The sequence below is a fragment of the Pseudomonas sp. FP1740 genome, assembly GCF_030687165.1.
Taxonomy (GTDB): Bacteria; Pseudomonadota; Gammaproteobacteria; order Pseudomonadales; family Pseudomonadaceae; genus Aquipseudomonas.
On sequence record NZ_CP117461.1, the window covers coordinates 81,980 to 96,309 of the forward strand.

12 protein-coding genes are annotated in these 14,330 nt (G+C 58.3%); 3 read left to right on the top strand and 9 right to left on the bottom strand.

Translation table 11 applies throughout. The features are described 5' to 3' along the window. Window positions 1-24: 24 nt before the first annotated feature. The 3 genes from PSH69_RS00390 to coxB all read right to left on the bottom strand — a co-directional run bounded on the left by PSH69_RS00390 (window position 25) and on the right by coxB (window position 3,550). Window positions 25-582: a cytochrome c oxidase assembly protein gene (locus tag PSH69_RS00390; protein ID WP_018927259.1), complete on the bottom strand. Its 558-nt coding sequence runs from the start codon at window positions 580-582 to the stop codon at window positions 25-27. A 165-nt stretch (window positions 583-747) separates the two neighbouring features. Further along, a complete protein-coding gene (gene ctaD / locus PSH69_RS00395) occupies window positions 748-2,340 on the bottom strand; it encodes a cytochrome c oxidase subunit I (protein WP_305410696.1) in 1,593 nt (530 codons plus the stop codon). A gap of 82 nt (window positions 2,341-2,422) precedes the next feature. Further along, complete coding sequence (gene coxB, locus PSH69_RS00400) at window positions 2,423-3,550, bottom strand: cytochrome c oxidase subunit II (protein WP_305410697.1); 1,128 nt, start codon at window positions 3,548-3,550, stop codon at window positions 2,423-2,425. 372 nt (window positions 3,551-3,922) lie between these two features. Between coxB and PSH69_RS00405 the strand changes: the two genes are divergently transcribed. After that, window positions 3,923-4,573 (top strand): hypothetical protein, encoded by a 651-nt coding sequence (locus tag PSH69_RS00405; RefSeq protein WP_018927256.1) that lies wholly within the window; start codon window positions 3,923-3,925, stop codon window positions 4,571-4,573. A 58-nt stretch (window positions 4,574-4,631) separates the two neighbouring features. Here PSH69_RS00405 and PSH69_RS00410 read toward each other — a convergent pair whose 3' ends face one another. The 3 genes from PSH69_RS00410 to PSH69_RS00420 form a co-directional block, all read right to left on the bottom strand. Continuing rightward, complete coding sequence (locus tag PSH69_RS00410) at window positions 4,632-6,158, bottom strand: SulP family inorganic anion transporter (RefSeq protein WP_138866583.1); 1,527 nt, start codon at window positions 6,156-6,158, stop codon at window positions 4,632-4,634. A gap of 130 nt (window positions 6,159-6,288) precedes the next feature. Next, window positions 6,289-7,020: a carbonic anhydrase gene (locus PSH69_RS00415; protein ID WP_018927254.1), complete on the bottom strand. Its 732-nt coding sequence runs from the start codon at window positions 7,018-7,020 to the stop codon at window positions 6,289-6,291. Window positions 7,021-7,263: 243 nt separating this feature from the next. Next, window positions 7,264-8,322 carry a PA0069 family radical SAM protein gene (locus PSH69_RS00420; protein ID WP_305410698.1) on the bottom strand — a complete coding sequence of 353 codons (1,059 nt, stop codon included), beginning with the start codon at window positions 8,320-8,322 and terminating at the stop codon, window positions 7,264-7,266. A 242-nt stretch (window positions 8,323-8,564) separates the two neighbouring features. On the opposite strand from PSH69_RS00420, the gene PSH69_RS00425 reads away from it, so the two are divergent. Beyond that, entirely contained in the window at window positions 8,565-8,870 is a 306-nt protein-coding gene (locus tag PSH69_RS00425) for a hypothetical protein (protein ID WP_305410699.1), read from the top strand. 255 nt (window positions 8,871-9,125) lie between these two features. Then, window positions 9,126-9,773, top strand: coding sequence for a dual specificity protein phosphatase family protein (locus PSH69_RS00430; protein WP_305410700.1), 648 nt, complete (start codon window positions 9,126-9,128; stop codon window positions 9,771-9,773). Here PSH69_RS00430 and PSH69_RS00435 read toward each other — a convergent pair. The 3 genes from PSH69_RS00435 to prlC form a co-directional block, all read right to left on the bottom strand. Then, on the bottom strand, window positions 9,751-11,727 hold the full coding sequence (locus PSH69_RS00435) for a M3 family metallopeptidase (RefSeq protein ID WP_370695224.1): 1,977 nt from the start codon (window positions 11,725-11,727) through the stop codon (window positions 9,751-9,753). The genes PSH69_RS00430 and PSH69_RS00435 overlap by 23 nt on opposite strands. 185 nt (window positions 11,728-11,912) lie before the next feature. After that, window positions 11,913-12,200 carry a YheV family putative zinc ribbon protein gene (locus tag PSH69_RS00440; protein WP_018927249.1) on the bottom strand — a complete coding sequence of 96 codons (288 nt, stop codon included), beginning with the start codon at window positions 12,198-12,200 and terminating at the stop codon, window positions 11,913-11,915. After that, window positions 12,197-14,287, bottom strand: a complete 2,091-nt coding sequence (gene prlC, locus PSH69_RS00445) for an oligopeptidase A (protein WP_305410702.1) — start codon at window positions 14,285-14,287, stop codon at window positions 12,197-12,199. The genes PSH69_RS00440 and prlC overlap by 4 nt, the downstream gene beginning before the upstream one ends. Window positions 14,288-14,330 lie beyond the last annotated feature (43 nt).

Here is a 14,330-nt window from a genome sequence, read left to right on the forward strand (position 1 = left end):
TCCTTATCGGGCACGCTTTAACGCCTAGCCACCTGTGCTTGCTGCAACAGCCACGGGCGGATGACGTGCGGTGATATCGAACAGCGTGTAGGACAGCGTCAGGTGCTTCACATCCTTGGGCATGTCGCGGTCAACGATGAACCGTACTGGCATCTCGATGCGTTGACCGGGCTGCAGCACTTGCTGGGTAAAGCAGAAACATTCGGTCTTGTGGAAGTACGCCGCGGCTGCACTCGGCGCGATACTCGGCACCGCCTGGGCGCTCATCGGCCGGTCGGTGGGGTTGTGGGCGATAAAAATCATCTCGTTCACCGCCCCGGGGTGCGCGGTCAGCTCATCCGTCTTGGGATAGAAATCCCAGGGCATGTCCGCAGCGTTGGTCGACAGAAACTGCACGCGAACCTGCCGCGAGGCGTCGACCGTTTGCTCGCCTTCATACTGCCCGGCGGTTTTGCCATTGATGCCGAATGCCTTGCACATCACGTCATAGATCGGCACCAGGGCAAAGCCGAAGACAAACATCGCCGCCACCACCAGCAACAGGCGGGTGACCAGTTTCTTCATCGAGATCGAGTCAGCCATGGCTTCGAACCTTTACGCATAACCCGCTAGGAGCAGGCCCTTGTGGCGAGGGAGCTTGCTCCCGCTGGGTCGCGAAGCGGCCCCAAAAGTTTTGCGTCTGCTTCGCAGCCGAGCGGGAGCAAGCTCCCTCGCCACAAAAGCTCGCTTCCACAAAGGCTAGTGCGTTCATTTCACTTCCGGCGGTGTGGTGAAGGTGTGATACGGCGCGGGCGACGGAATGCTCCATTCCAGGCCTTCGGCACCATCCCACGGCTTGGCCGGTGCCGGCTCGCCGCCACGAATGGTCTTGATCACGATGAACAGGAAGAAGATCTGCGTGGCACCAAACATGAACGCGCCGATCGACGACACCATGTTGAAATCGGCGAACTGCAGGTTGTAGTCCGGAATTCGCCGCGGCATGCCCGCCAGGCCCACGAAGTGCATCGGGAAGAACGCCATGTTCATGCCGATGAAAGACAGCCAGAAGTGCAGCTTGCCGAGGGTTTCGTCGTACATGTGGCCGGTCCACTTCGGCAGCCAGAAGTAAGCCGAGGCGAAGATCCCGAAGATCGCCCCCGGCACCAGCACGTAATGGAAGTGCGCGACCACGAAGTAGGTGTCCTGGTACTGGAAGTCCGCCGGGGCGATGGCCAGCATCAACCCGGAGAAGCCGCCAATGGAGAACAGGATCACGAACGCTACGGCGAACAGCATCGGTGTCTCGAAGGTCAGCGAGCCTTGCCACATGGTGCTGGCCCAGTTGAACACCTTCACGCCGGTCGGCACTGCGATCAGCAGCGTGGCGTACATGAAGAACAACTCGCCCACCAGCGGAATGCCGACCACGAACATGTGGTGCGCCCAGACGATGAATGACAGGAACGCAATACTGGCCGTGGCGTAGACCATCGAGGTGTAGCCAAACAGCGGCTTGCGCGAGAACGCCGGAATGATCGAGCTGACGGCACCGAAGGCCGGCAGGATCATGATGTACACCTCGGGATGACCGAAGAACCAGAACACGTGCTGGAACAGCACCGGATCACCGCCACCGGCGGCACTGAAGAAACTGGTGCCAAAATGGATGTCCATCAGCATCATGGTCACGCAGCCGGCCAGCACCGGCATCACCGCGATCAGCAGGAACGCGGTGATCAGCCAGGTCCAGACGAACAGCGGCATTTTCATCAGCGTCATGCCGGGGGCACGCAGGTTGAGGATGGTCGCGATCACATTGATCGCCCCCATGATCGAACTGATCCCCATCAAGTGGATGGCGAAGATGAAGAACGTCACGCTTTCCGGCGCGTAGGTGGTCGACAGCGGTGCGTAGAAGGTCCAGCCGAAATTCGGCCCACCACCGGGGGTGAACAGGGTCGATACCAACAGCAGAAACGCGGCCGGCAACAGCCAGAAACTGAAGTTGTTCATCCGCGGCAGGGCCATGTCCGGCGCGCCGATCATCAATGGGATCATCCAGTTGGCGAGGCCGACGAAGGCCGGCATCACCGCACCGAACACCATCACCAGGCCGTGCATGGTGGTCATCTGGTTGAAGAATTCCGGCTGGACGATTTGCAGCCCCGGCTGGAACAGTTCGGCGCGAATCACCATCGCGAACGAGCCGCCGAGCAGGAACATGGTGAATGCAAACCACAGGTACAGCGTGCCGATATCCTTGTGGTTGGTGGTCAACACCCAGCGCATCAGGCCTTTGGCGGGGCCGTGGGCGTGGGCGGTATCGGTATGAACATGGTCATCGACTACAGCAGTCATGTCCTGTCTCCTGCAAACGGCTGGGCTGGGCGAACCGGGGCGTCATGCCCCGACCGATTCCTTGAGTACGCAATAGACCGGGTCATTTGCTTTCCGCCTGTTTCAGCTCCAGCACTTCTTTAGGGGTGACCATGTCGCCTTTGTTGTTGCCCCAGGCGTTACGTTCGTAGGTCACGACCGCCGCGATATCGACTTCCGAGAGCTGCTTGCCGAACGCCGCCATGGCGGTGCCGGGCTTGCCGTGGAAGACCAGGCTCAGGTGATCCTTGATCGGGCCGGTGGCGATTTTCGAGCCCTTGAGTGCCGGGAACATCGGCGGCAGGCCCTGGCCTTCGGCCTGGTGACAGGCCACGCAAGTGGTGTGATAAATCTTGTCGCCGCGCTCCTTGAGCTCGTCGAGGGTCCATTCCTTGCTGGTCAGCTCTTTGAGTTGCGCGGCTTCCGCCTTGCGCTCGCCCAGCCATTTTTCGTAGTCGGCCTTTTCCTTGACCTCGACCACGATCGGCATGAAGCCGTGGTCCTTGCCGCACAGCTCGGCGCACTGGCCGCGGTAGATGCCGGGCTTGTCGACACGGGTCCAGGATTCATTGACGAAGCCCGGAATCGCATCGCGCTTGACTGCGAAGGCCGGCACCCACCAGGAGTGGATGACGTCGGCGGAGGTCACCAGAAAGCGCACCTTGGCACCGATCGGCAGCACCAGTGGCTTGTCGACCTCCAGCAGGTAATGTTCGCCCTTGGCTTCCTTGTTGTGGATCTGATCGGCGGGGGTAGTCAGGTTGCTGAAAAATTCGACGTCCTGACCCAGGTATTTGTAATGCCACTTCCACTGATAGCCGGTGACCTGGATATCGATATCCGGCTCAGTGTTGTCGTACATCTTGATCAGTGTGGCGGTTGCGGGAACCGCCATGGCCACCAGGATAAGCAGGGGCACGATGGTCCAGAGGATTTCAACGGTGGTGCTTTCATGAAATTTTGCGGCCACCTGCCCGGTCGAGCGGCGGTGGAGCATCATCGACCAGAACATGGCGCCGAAGACGATGATGCCGATCACCACACAGATCCAGAAAATGGTCATGTGCAGATCGAATACTGCGTGACTGATCTCAGTCGCTCCAGGCGCCATATTGACAGTCCAGGCCGCTTGCGCCTGACTGAAAATCGACCACAACAGGAGGCCCATCCAGACATGTGGATGTCGCATCATTGCGGGTTCCCCTTATCGTTCTTGTTATCCCGTAGGCGTAACGCCTGCGGCAAGGGAGCGGCTTTTTCAGACCACGAACTTGAATCGCCGAGCCTTGCTGCCTATGCAGTCGGGTGTCATCAGCTAACTCCATTCAGAACCGAGTATAGACAGCGACTGCCACCTCGCAACGCGATGGGGTAAATCAGCTGAAACAGGTTGGACTTGCGTTCCAGGTCACGAATGGAGAAGGATGCAGACGAGTGGTGGCAAATCGATATAACGCAGGCGTCTCAAGAATGAAATAATTATGACAAATGCGTCTTAGCATTTTTCTTAAGCCAGCTAAGTTATGTCTTCCCTATTTCATTGCCTTTGTTTCCTGGAGTTTTCATGAACACCGCCGCATTGCGCGAGCAGATCCAACAAGCCCAACAACACGAGGCCGAGACCGGCCTGCTGACTCGTCAGCTGGAAACCCAACTGCCACACCTTCACTCCGCCATCCAGTTGCCGGATGTCGACGCTAATGGCGTGATGACGCGTTTTGTGGCCGCGTATATAGAACAAGTGCCAGACTTGCTGGATGCAGCCAATGAAGTCGCCAGGGAAGCGGGCATCGAATCGCAGATCAAGCCGGTGCTGACAATCGCCGAGCAGTTCTTCCTCCAACCGCCGGCGATCATGGCCGGTCACGTTGGCCTGGACAGCCTGCTGGACGAAGCTTATCTGGCGCACCGCCTGGTCGAAGAGGTCAACGACCTGTACATCAAGCATTTTGGCCAGCCATTGATCCCCTTGGACATGACTGTCGCCAACCTGATTGCCCACCAATTGATTGGCGAGGAATTTGCCAACCAACTGGATGAGGCGGTGCATCACGCCGTGGACGAGATGCTTGACGATGAAAGTTTCGCGCTGGAGTCGGTGGAGGCCTACCGCGAGAAACTCAACAGCCCGGACACCGGCGCCGCGTGGAAGCGCTGGCCGTGCCTGTCGCGCCAATTGGGTGTCGAGCTGGAGCTGGATCAGCCAGCGGCTTGATCCAACGGTAAGAACCGAACACCTGTGGGAGCGAACAAGCCCGCTCCCACACGGTTATCTATCCGGCGGAACCTACGCCCGTCGTGGTCCGCAACCGCCCTTCAAGTCTGCGCTTCAACCCCCGCGCTTCAATCACCAACTTCGAACCCTTGGCCGCATTGGCCCGGCCCCATTCCTCCAGCAACTCAAGGCATGAGTGATCGATGTAGCTCAGGTTATTGAGCGGCACATGTACAGTCGCGCCAGCGGGAATGCTCCCCAGCACCTGGGTCAACGCCGGCACCTTGAGGAAAGTCGCCGCCCCCACCAGTCGCAGTTCCATCTCGCCGTCCGCCGGTAGATCGATCAGGCTGATTTTCAGACGCGAAGCCTTCCAGGCCAGTTTGGCCAGCGTCAGGCCAAAGCCGATCAGCACGCCCGTCAGCAGGTCGGTGAAGATGATTGCCAGTGCAGTCGCCGCATAGGTGAACATCGGCATCCGGCCATAACGGCCCAGGCCGCGAAAGGCCTTGAGGTCCACCAGTTTGAAGCCGGTGTAAACCAGCACGCCCGCCAGGCTCGCCACCGGAATGCTTTGCAGCACACTCGACAGCAGCAGCACGAAAGCCAGCAACCACAGGCCATGGAACACCGTCGACAGGCGGGTGGTGGCGCCGGCCTGAACGTTGGCCGAGCTGCGCACGATCACTCCGGTCATCGGCAGCGCGCCAAGCAGGCCACACAACATGTTGCCCACACCTTGTGCCGACAGTTCGCGGTCGAAGTCCGAACGTTGACCGCTGTGCATGCGATCCACGGCGGCGGCCGAGAGCAGGGTTTCGGCGCTGGCGATAAAGGCCACGGCGAAGGCGGCGATCAGCAGGGTTGGGTCAGCCAGGTTGAGCAGATCCGCCGGGCGTAGCCAATCGATGGCCTCCGCGAGGTTGGCCGGGACCTCCACACGTTTGACTTGCAAGGCGAGCGCCAGGCTGGCGATCGTTGCCAGACCGACCCCGAGCAATGCACCGGGAACGAAACGCAGGGAATGCGGGCGGAATTTTTCCCACAGCCACATCACGGCAATGGTCGACAGCCCGAGCAAACCCGCTTGCCAGCCAAACGAAGGCAAAGCCTGAATCACTGCAGCAGGGAAGGCCGCCAGGTTATCCAGCCCCGAGGGCTTGGGCACGGCATCGAGCATTACATGCACCTGTGACAGCACGATCAACACCCCGATACCGGCGAGCATGCCGTATACCACGGCTGGCGCCGTGACCCGAAACCAGCAACCCAGTTTCAAACGCCCGGCCACCAGTTGCAGAAAACCCGCCAGTAGCAGGATCGGCCCGAGCATGGCGATACCATGCTGGCGCACCAGTTCGAACACCAATACCGCCAGGCCTGCCGCCGGACCGCTGACTTGCAGCGGTGAACCGGCGAGCCAGCCGACCACCAGCCCACCGATGATGCCGGTAATCAGGCCTTTGGCCGGTGGCAGCCCCGAGGCGATGGCGATGCCCATGCACAAGGGCAGGGCAACCAGAAACACAACCACCGAAGCCAGCAACTCCCGTGGCAGAACAGCTTTTAATTGAGCGGCACGCATGGTGACTCTCCCGAAGTTTTCTTCAGGCATGGCAAAGCCGGGCTGCCTGATCAGCAGCCTCGGCTAAACCACACAGGGATCTGGTGACCTGTCTCGCAAACGTTGTTGTGAGACAGGCTACGAAGAGGATTTAGAAGCGCGCTTTGGGCGTCGCCACCGGAATCGGATGGCTGCCATCGAGCGGCAGGAAACAACCCTGATCCGCGTCGTAAGCCTGGATTTCGCTGGTTTCGATGTTGTACACCCAACCATGGATAAACAGCTGACCGTTGGCCATGCGCGAGGCTACCGACGGGTGCGTGCGCAAATGCTGCAACTGAGCGATCACATTCTCTTCGGTAAGGATGTGCATGCTCTCGCTTTCATTCGAGCAATGGCAGTTGTCCTGAACCATGGTTTTCGCCACTTCCGCATGGCGCAGCCAGGCTTTGACCGTCGGCATCTTTTCCAGGCTCTGCGGGTTGAGTACCGCGCGCATGGCGCCACAGTCAGAGTGGCCGCAAATGATGATGTGCTGTACGCCGAGCGCCAGCACTGCGTATTCGATGGCTGTGGAAACACCACCGTTCATTTGCCCATAAGGCGGCACGACGTTGCCGACGTTACGGGTGACGAACAGGTCGCCGGGGGCGCTTTGGGTGATCAGCTCGGGAACAATGCGCGAATCGGCGCACGCGATGAACATCGCCCTAGGCCGCTGGGCCGTGGCGAGTTTTTTGAAGAGCTCTTCCTGCTGCGGAAAGATCTCGTGATGAAAATGCAAAAAGCCGTCAACGATATGCTGCAACGCTGCATCGGCGGTTTCCGCCTCTGGTTGGGCTGAAGCCGACGCAGCCAAAGGCTGTTTATCCTTGTCACTCATGATTCATCCTCTTTGGCGGAGTCAGGGAATTTTCCCGTTTTGTCCGATGTGAAGCCAGTGGCTGTATAAAAAACATCCAGGTCGAAAAGCAGACCCGTCAGTCACTCGATGAACAAGGTAGCGGCCGAAGCTTAACTCAAACTGAATCAAGCGCTCTAGAACGTGCGTTCCAGGTCATAATAAATATGACCAGCTTGAACGCGACGTGCTTTTTTCACTACTCCACCATAGGTCCAATTGTCCTTAAATCAATGACATCTGGCGACCCGGCGGACAAAAGGCTTTGCAGTCCAGATCGAAACCTTCCCGACGGTTGAGCCCCAGGCGCTTGATGGTTTTGGCAAAACGCTGCGCCAGCAGATCGGCAAACGGTCCTTCACCGCGCATACGGGCGCCAAACCGACTGTCGTAAAGCTCCCCACCACGGCTCTGGCGGATCAGGCTCAACACATGAGTTGCACGCTGAGGATAATGGGCGGCCAGCCACTCTTCGAACAGCGGCGCCACTTCCAGCGGCAGGCGCAACATCATATAAGCCGCAGTTTGCGCTCCGGCCGCATGGGCTTCAGTCAGCAGGCTTTCGAGTTCGCTGTCGTTGATCATCGGAATCATCGGTGAACACAAGACACCCACCGGAATCCCCGCTTCACGCATAACCCGGATCGCCCGCAGTCGTGCCTTGGGCGCAGCCGTACGGGGTTCGAGGATGCGTTTGAGCTCATCGTCCAGAGTGGTGAGGCTGATCATTACCGCCACCAGTCGTTGTTCGGCGAGTTCGGCCAGCAGGTCCAGATCGCGCAGAATCAGCGAGCCCTTGGTGATGATGGTCACCGGATGGCGATAGCGCAGCAGCACCTCGAGGGTCCTGCGGGTGATTCTGTGTTCACGCTCGATCGGCTGATAAGGATCGGTGTTGGAGCCCAGGTTGATCGGCGCGCATTGATAGCCGCGTTTGGACAGTTGCTCTTCCAGCACATCGGCGGCGTTGGTCTTGGCGATCAGTCTGGTTTCGAAATCCAGCCCTGGCGACATGTCCCAGTAGGCGTGGCTGGGCCGAGCGTAGCAATAGATACAGCCATGCTCGCAGCCACGATAGGGATTGATCGAGCGGTCGAAGGGCAAGTCCGGCGAGTTGTTGCGGGTAATGATGGTCTTCGCCGTCTCGATGCGCACCTCGGTGCCTTGGGTGATCGGCGCTTCCTGATACCAGCCGTCATCCTCGGCCACCGAACGGTTCGGTGCGAAACGGTTGTGCGGGTTGGTGGCGGTGCCGCGACCGCGGGGTGGCAGAGGCGTGTTCATCGATAAAAGCCCATGGACTGTATGTGCATACAGTATCAAGGGGGCAAGCGACAAGCCAGTGCCGTTCGGCGAGTGAATGTCGGAGATTATATAAAGAAACTAACAAAACAAGTTTATGGATCAAGCGCATCGCGCAACTGTCATCACCGGAAATATATATCAAGTAGCGCAATTACAAAGGCTGTTAGTACTATCCTCGTCACACGAAGTTGTCGTGAATTATTAATTAAAAGGATTTAATCATGTCGTTTTTTAATCAGCGTGGTATTTTTTTACAACTGTTGGCGCCGAGCATAACCAATCCTCGTGAAGCACAAGTATCGATGCAGCTTGCCCGTAAAGAGCAGGGATGGGATGCGGTAAATGAAGTGCAGACAGAGGCACTGGTCGATTCCGTCTATGTGACAGCGGTTTCCAGCGATGGTGGTCAGTCCTTCACGATCAAAACCATTAACAGTGATGTGGACGGTGATGGCGATATCGATGGTGACGACAAGGTAAAACTGCTGGCCTTGGCCAAGGCTTATTCCAGTATCGTAAGTCCCTGAAGTTGATAGTAGTTGCCAGGTCTGCATGAGACTCCATGCGGGCCTGGTTTTATCGGCGTCTATTAACTCAAGGTCTTGCCGGATAGTGTCTCTCAGTCAACTAGCGATGTCGGACAGTCTGACTGATCTGAATGACAACCAGCCTCGGGCATTTGCTGTTCTATTCACGATTCTTTGACAGTGCCCTCACAGGTCTTTGACTGTCCCGAGTTCAGGCTATCGATCACTTATCCACCACTTCACGGTCGCCTGAGCATGTCCCTACTGCGCCTTCTACCTGCGACGTTTTTTTTGTCGCTGGCCGCACTTTTCAACCTGACGCTGGCCCACGCTGACGATGCTGCTCTATCCCGGCCTGCGGACTGGGCTCAATCGGTGGAGGTTCAGTACAACCTCTATCAGATGTCCCCGACCCTCTATCGCAGTGCGTTGCCGGACAAGGGGGCGGTGCCGTTGCTGGAAAAACTCAAGGTCGCCACCGTCATCAACTTCCTGCCTGAACCGGACTCAAGCTGGTTGTCCAAACCCGGAATCACCCAGATACAGCTGCCCTACCGCACCAATCATGTGGATGACAGTGATGTGCTCAAGGCCCTTCGCACGATTCAGACCGCCGAGGCCAAAGGGCCTGTGCTCATGCACTGCAAACACGGCTCGGATCGCACCGGCTTGATGGCGGCGATGTACCGGGTGGTGGTGCAGGGCTGGAGTAAGGAAGATGCGCTGAGTGAAATGACTCAGGGCGGTTTTGGCGATAGCACCCACTTCAAGGACGGCATTCGCTACATGATGCAGGCCGATGTCGACAAACTTCGTACGGCGCTGGCCAATGGTGATTGCAGCACCAGTCCGTTTGCCATGTGTTCGATGAAGAGTTGGTTCAACTCGGCCCATGTCGAGTAACCACTGTCACGGGGAAAAGATCCTCGGCAAGAGACCGTCCCAGAAATGCCTCTAGAGATGACAATAGAGCGCGCGAATCCCCGGATGAAAAAATGGTTTCTCGGAAAGCTTTACCTGTTTTGGCATTGAAAACCCAATCCCGCTCAAAGCGTTTGAAGGCTTCGGTGGCCAGCACATCCGACCAGCTGTAGGCGTAAACCGACGCGCCGTAACCCGTCACCATATAATCGAAACTGTTGGCGAGTCGGCTGTAGGAAGACAGTTTCAGGTGAGGAATTACCCGCTGTACGTCTTCGAACACTTGCCGAACGCTACGACCATCGCCTTGGAATCGGTGCAATTGGAAATCAAACAAGCCAGCCATCAGTAATCTGGCTGTCTGCCAGCTGCTCTGGGTTTGAATTGATGTCAGTACTTTGTCGATTTGAGTCTCGGTCAAGCGTTCACCGGTCCGATAATGGGCCGCCAGCCACCGTAGAAACTCTGCTGAAAAGCACCAGCGTTCGAATAGTTGCCCGGCAAATTCCGCCGTGTCGCGTCCCAGCTGGGAGATGCCTGAAAGAGTGTAATGCGGTGAACGAGTCAGAGTGTGGTGCAGGCAGTGGCCAAATTCATGGAAAAGCACCCGCAGATCCAGATGAGTCAGTAGACAAGGCTGATCAGCCAGAACCTCAGTGAAGTTGGCGTGAATAACGGCAATCGGCAGGGTCAATCGGCCTTCGGCGTCCACTCGCCGGTTGCGTGGTGTTGCGGTCCATGGGAAGTCAGGGGCCTCCTTGCGATGGAACGGGTCGAGGTAAATGTGTCCGATCACCTGCCCATGCTCGCTGACTTCAAATAGACGGACGTTGTCATGCCAGCGACTGAACGCTGATTGCTCAACGATCCGGACCCCGAACATGCGCTCGCTGAACAGGCAGATTCGGCGCAGGGTTGCGTCCAGGGGAAAATAATCGCGCAGGTTTTTCAGGGGCGTATCGAGGTATTGCCGGCGCAGCTTTTCGGCGAGAAACTCGTGGTCCCAGGGCTGTACCTCAGCAATGCCCTGTCCGGTCGCGAAGTCCTTGAGCGCTTGCGCATCTTCCTCGAAGCTCGGTGTTTTCAGTGCCACTTGTCGACGCAGGAATCCGCTGACCTGTGCGGTTGAGTCCGCCATCCGGTTCGTCAGGCTCAGTTGGGAAAAGTTTTCATACCCCAGCAGTTGGGCTTTGAGATGACGCTTGGCCAACAGCGACTCCAATACCGGGCCATTATCGAATTGCCCGGCATGCGGCCCCTGATCGGAGGCTCGAGTGTTGAAGGCAATGAAATACTCTTCACGCAGGGAGCGATCTTCGGCATAGACCATGACTTGATTGTAGGTGTCCTGATCAAGGGTTATCAGCCAACCCGCATGCCCAGCCTGCCGTGCGTTGAGTGCCAGACGATCTTGGGTCGCCACGGGTAAACCGTTGAGTTGAGCGACTGTGTCGATGCGCTTGCCCCAGGCTGAGCCAGCATTCCCCAGGTGTTTCAGGAATAGGCTCTCGAGCGCGCTGATTTCGCGATTCAGGCGAGCAAGCTGCTGCTGTTGATCGAGGGGCAATTCGATCCCGGAGAAACGAAACCTGCGCAGAATCTTGTTCAGCACGGTTTTGCGAGACTCATCGAAACTTGCGGCGATCGGGCTTTGCGCAAGCTTTTGATAGGCTCGGAACAGTGCCTGATTGCTCATTTTTTCGGTTTTGTACTGCGCCACGGCATCACGACAAGCAGCGATTGCCAACTCCCAGGTGTCACCGTCGTGCTTCACCATGGCGAGGGTCTCGATGATACCCATGGCTTCATCCAGGCGTGCATCGGTGTCATCGACCGCCAGCACAAGGTCGTCCCAGGTCGGGAATGCTGATTGGGTGGCGATGATGTCGGAAATGGCCTGACGGTTGTCGTTGATGATTTTTTCGATGGCCGGCACCAGATGCTCGGCGCGAACAGTCGAATAGGGCGGCAGATCCCAGTGCTGCAGAAGTGGATTGATATCGGTCATGGCGTCTTCCTTGGATGGAGGCTGGATGTGGTCAGCCTAAAAAGGAAGCGCAGGGCAAAGGTGGTAGATAGATACCACCCTCCACCCCATTGGAAGTGGAAGGTGGTGTTCAGTCAGTGCTGTTCGTCAGGTTTTTTCTTCAGCTTCGGGTTCGGGAAAAACTGCACGGCCTGAACCTTGGCGTCCGGCACCTTGAGTGCCGAGGTGTTAACCCGGGTGCCCAATTCCTTGGGCACCGACAGACCTTGTTCATTCAGCGTGTCGGAATAACCGCAGGCCACACACTCGCGATGTGGAACGGTATCTTCGTTCCACATCATCAACTTGTCGGGCTCGCTGCAGGCCGGGCAGACCGCCCCGGCGATAAAGCGTTTTTTGGTAATCACAGGTCCCTCACTCATGCTGCCGCGTCCTCGGTCAGGCCGCTGTGGCGCAAGAGTGCGTCAATCGATGGCGCACGGCCACGGAAGTCGACGAACAGCACCATTGGCTCTTGGGAACCACCCCGCGCCAGGATTGCTTCACGGAACGCGCGACCGGTCTCGGCATTGAGCACGCCGTCTTCTTCGAATTTCGAGAAGGCATCGGCCGACAACACTTCAGCCCACTTGTAGCTGTAGTAACCCGCCGCGTAACCACCGGCGAAGATGTGAGCGAAGCTGTTGGGGAAACGGTTGTAGGCCGGCGGACGCATGACCGAAACCTCATCACGCACGCCTTCGAGCACTTGCAGCACGCTGCGGCCGTCGCCGTGGGTGGCGTGCAGCTCGAAGTCGAACAGCGAGAACTCCAGTTGGCGGACCATCATCAGGCCGGACTGGAAGTTCTTCGCCGCGAGCATTTTCTCCAGCAGATCCTGAGGCAACGGTTCGCCGGTTTCGTAGTGACCGGAAATCAGTGCCAGACCTTCCGGCTCCCAGCACCAGTTTTCCATGAACTGGCTTGGCAGCTCGACCGCATCCCAGGCCACGCCGTTGATGCCGGACACGCCAGCGTGCTCGACGCGGGTCAGCAGGTGATGCAGGCCGTGACCGAATTCATGGAACAGGGTGGTCACTTCGTCGTGGGTCAGCAGGGCTGGTTTACCACTGTCGGCCGGGGTGAAGTTGCACACCAGGTTCGCCACCGGGCTTTGCAGCACGCCATTGATTGTGCGGCGGTGATCGCGGGCGCCGTCCATCCAGGCACCGCCACGCTTGTTGGCGCGGGCATAGAGGTCGAAGAAGAAGCGGCCGACGTGCTGGCCGTTTTCCTTGATTTCGAACAGGCGAACATCCGGGTGCCAGGTATCGAAGCCTTTCAGCTCGGCGATCTCGATGCCGTACAGGCGCTGGACGATGGCGAACAGCCCACCCAGAACCTTGTCGATCGGGAAGTAGGCACGAAGGGTTTCCTGGGCGACGCTGTAACGTTGCTCGCGAAGTTTTTCACCGTAGAAACCGCTGTCCCAGCTTTGCAGGTCCGGGCAACCCTGTTCGGCGGCGTAGGCCTTGAGCTGCTCCAGATCCCGGACGGCGAACGGCTTGCTGCGCTTGGCCAGGTCGCGCAGGAAACTGAGTACCTGATCGCTGGATTCGGCCATTTTGGTGGCCAGGCTCAGCTCCGAGAAGCTGGTGAAGCCCAACAGTTTTGCCAGTTCCTGACGCAGGTCGAGGATTTCTTCCATGACCGGGCCGTTATCGTTCTGACCGGCATTCGGGCCTTGGTCCGACGCACGGGTGCAGTAGGCGGCGTAGACTTCTTCGCGCAGGGCACGGTCCTGGGCGTAGGTCATCACCGCGTAGTAACTCGGGAATTCCAGGGTGATCAGCCAGCCGTCGAGGTCTTTGGCTTGCGCGGCGGCGGCCATCTGCGCCTTGGCCGAATCGGTCAGGCCGGCGAGGGCGGTTTCGTCAGTGATGTGCTTGGTCCAGGCCTGAGTGGCGTCGAGCAACTGGTTGGAGAAGCGACTGCCCAGCTCCGACAGTTTGCTCTGCACGTCGGCATAACGCTTCTGTTCGGCTTCAGGCAGGTCGATACCCGACAGGCGGAAGTCACGCAGGGCGTGCTCCAGGATGGTTTTCTGCGCCACGTCGAAACCGGCGGCCTCAGGACTGTTCGCCAGCGCTTCATAGGCCTGAAACAGTTCACGGTTCTGGCCCAGCTCGGTGGCGTAGGCGCTCAGGGCCGGCAGGCAGGACTCGTAAGCCTCGCGCAACTCAGCGCTGTTGCACACGGCATTGAGGTGGCTGACCGGGCTCCAGGCGGCGCCCAGACGATCGTTGAGTTCGTCCATCGCCAGCACCAGGCCGGCCCAGGTCGGTTGTTTGCCCTGGGTCTTGAGGATTTCGACAATGGCGGCGCGGTTGTCAGCCAGGATCTTTTCAATGGCGGGTTGCACGTGTTCGGCACGGATCGCCGAGAACGGCGGCAGGTCGTAGGACTGCAGAAGAGGGTTGTTCACGCTCACGGTTGGCACCTTGGCTGGAAAACATGCGGGAAGAAACATGCGCCCATCTTAATTACAATCGACGCTCACCGCAGCTATCGGC

Excerpts from the sequence above, each read along its gene's own strand:
- PSH69_RS00390 (WP_018927259.1), bottom strand. The coding sequence starts at position 582 with ATGGCTGACTCGATCTCGATGAAGAAACTGGTCACCCGCCTGTTGCTG.
- ctaD (WP_305410696.1), bottom strand. The coding sequence starts at position 2,340 with ATGACTGCTGTAGTCGATGACCATGTTCATACCGATACCGCCCACGCC.
- coxB (WP_305410697.1), bottom strand. The coding sequence starts at position 3,550 with ATGATGCGACATCCACATGTCTGGATGGGCCTCCTGTTGTGGTCGATT.
- PSH69_RS00405 (WP_018927256.1), top strand. The coding sequence starts at position 3,923 with ATGAACACCGCCGCATTGCGCGAGCAGATCCAACAAGCCCAACAACAC.
- PSH69_RS00410 (WP_138866583.1), bottom strand. The coding sequence starts at position 6,158 with ATGCGTGCCGCTCAATTAAAAGCTGTTCTGCCACGGGAGTTGCTGGCT.
- PSH69_RS00415 (WP_018927254.1), bottom strand. The coding sequence starts at position 7,020 with ATGAGTGACAAGGATAAACAGCCTTTGGCTGCGTCGGCTTCAGCCCAA.
- PSH69_RS00420 (WP_305410698.1), bottom strand. The coding sequence starts at position 8,322 with ATGAACACGCCTCTGCCACCCCGCGGTCGCGGCACCGCCACCAACCCG.
- PSH69_RS00425 (WP_305410699.1), top strand. The coding sequence starts at position 8,565 with ATGTCGTTTTTTAATCAGCGTGGTATTTTTTTACAACTGTTGGCGCCG.
- PSH69_RS00430 (WP_305410700.1), top strand. The coding sequence starts at position 9,126 with ATGTCCCTACTGCGCCTTCTACCTGCGACGTTTTTTTTGTCGCTGGCC.
- PSH69_RS00440 (WP_018927249.1), bottom strand. The coding sequence starts at position 12,200 with ATGAGTGAGGGACCTGTGATTACCAAAAAACGCTTTATCGCCGGGGCG.
- prlC (WP_305410702.1), bottom strand. The coding sequence starts at position 14,287 with ATGTTTCTTCCCGCATGTTTTCCAGCCAAGGTGCCAACCGTGAGCGTG.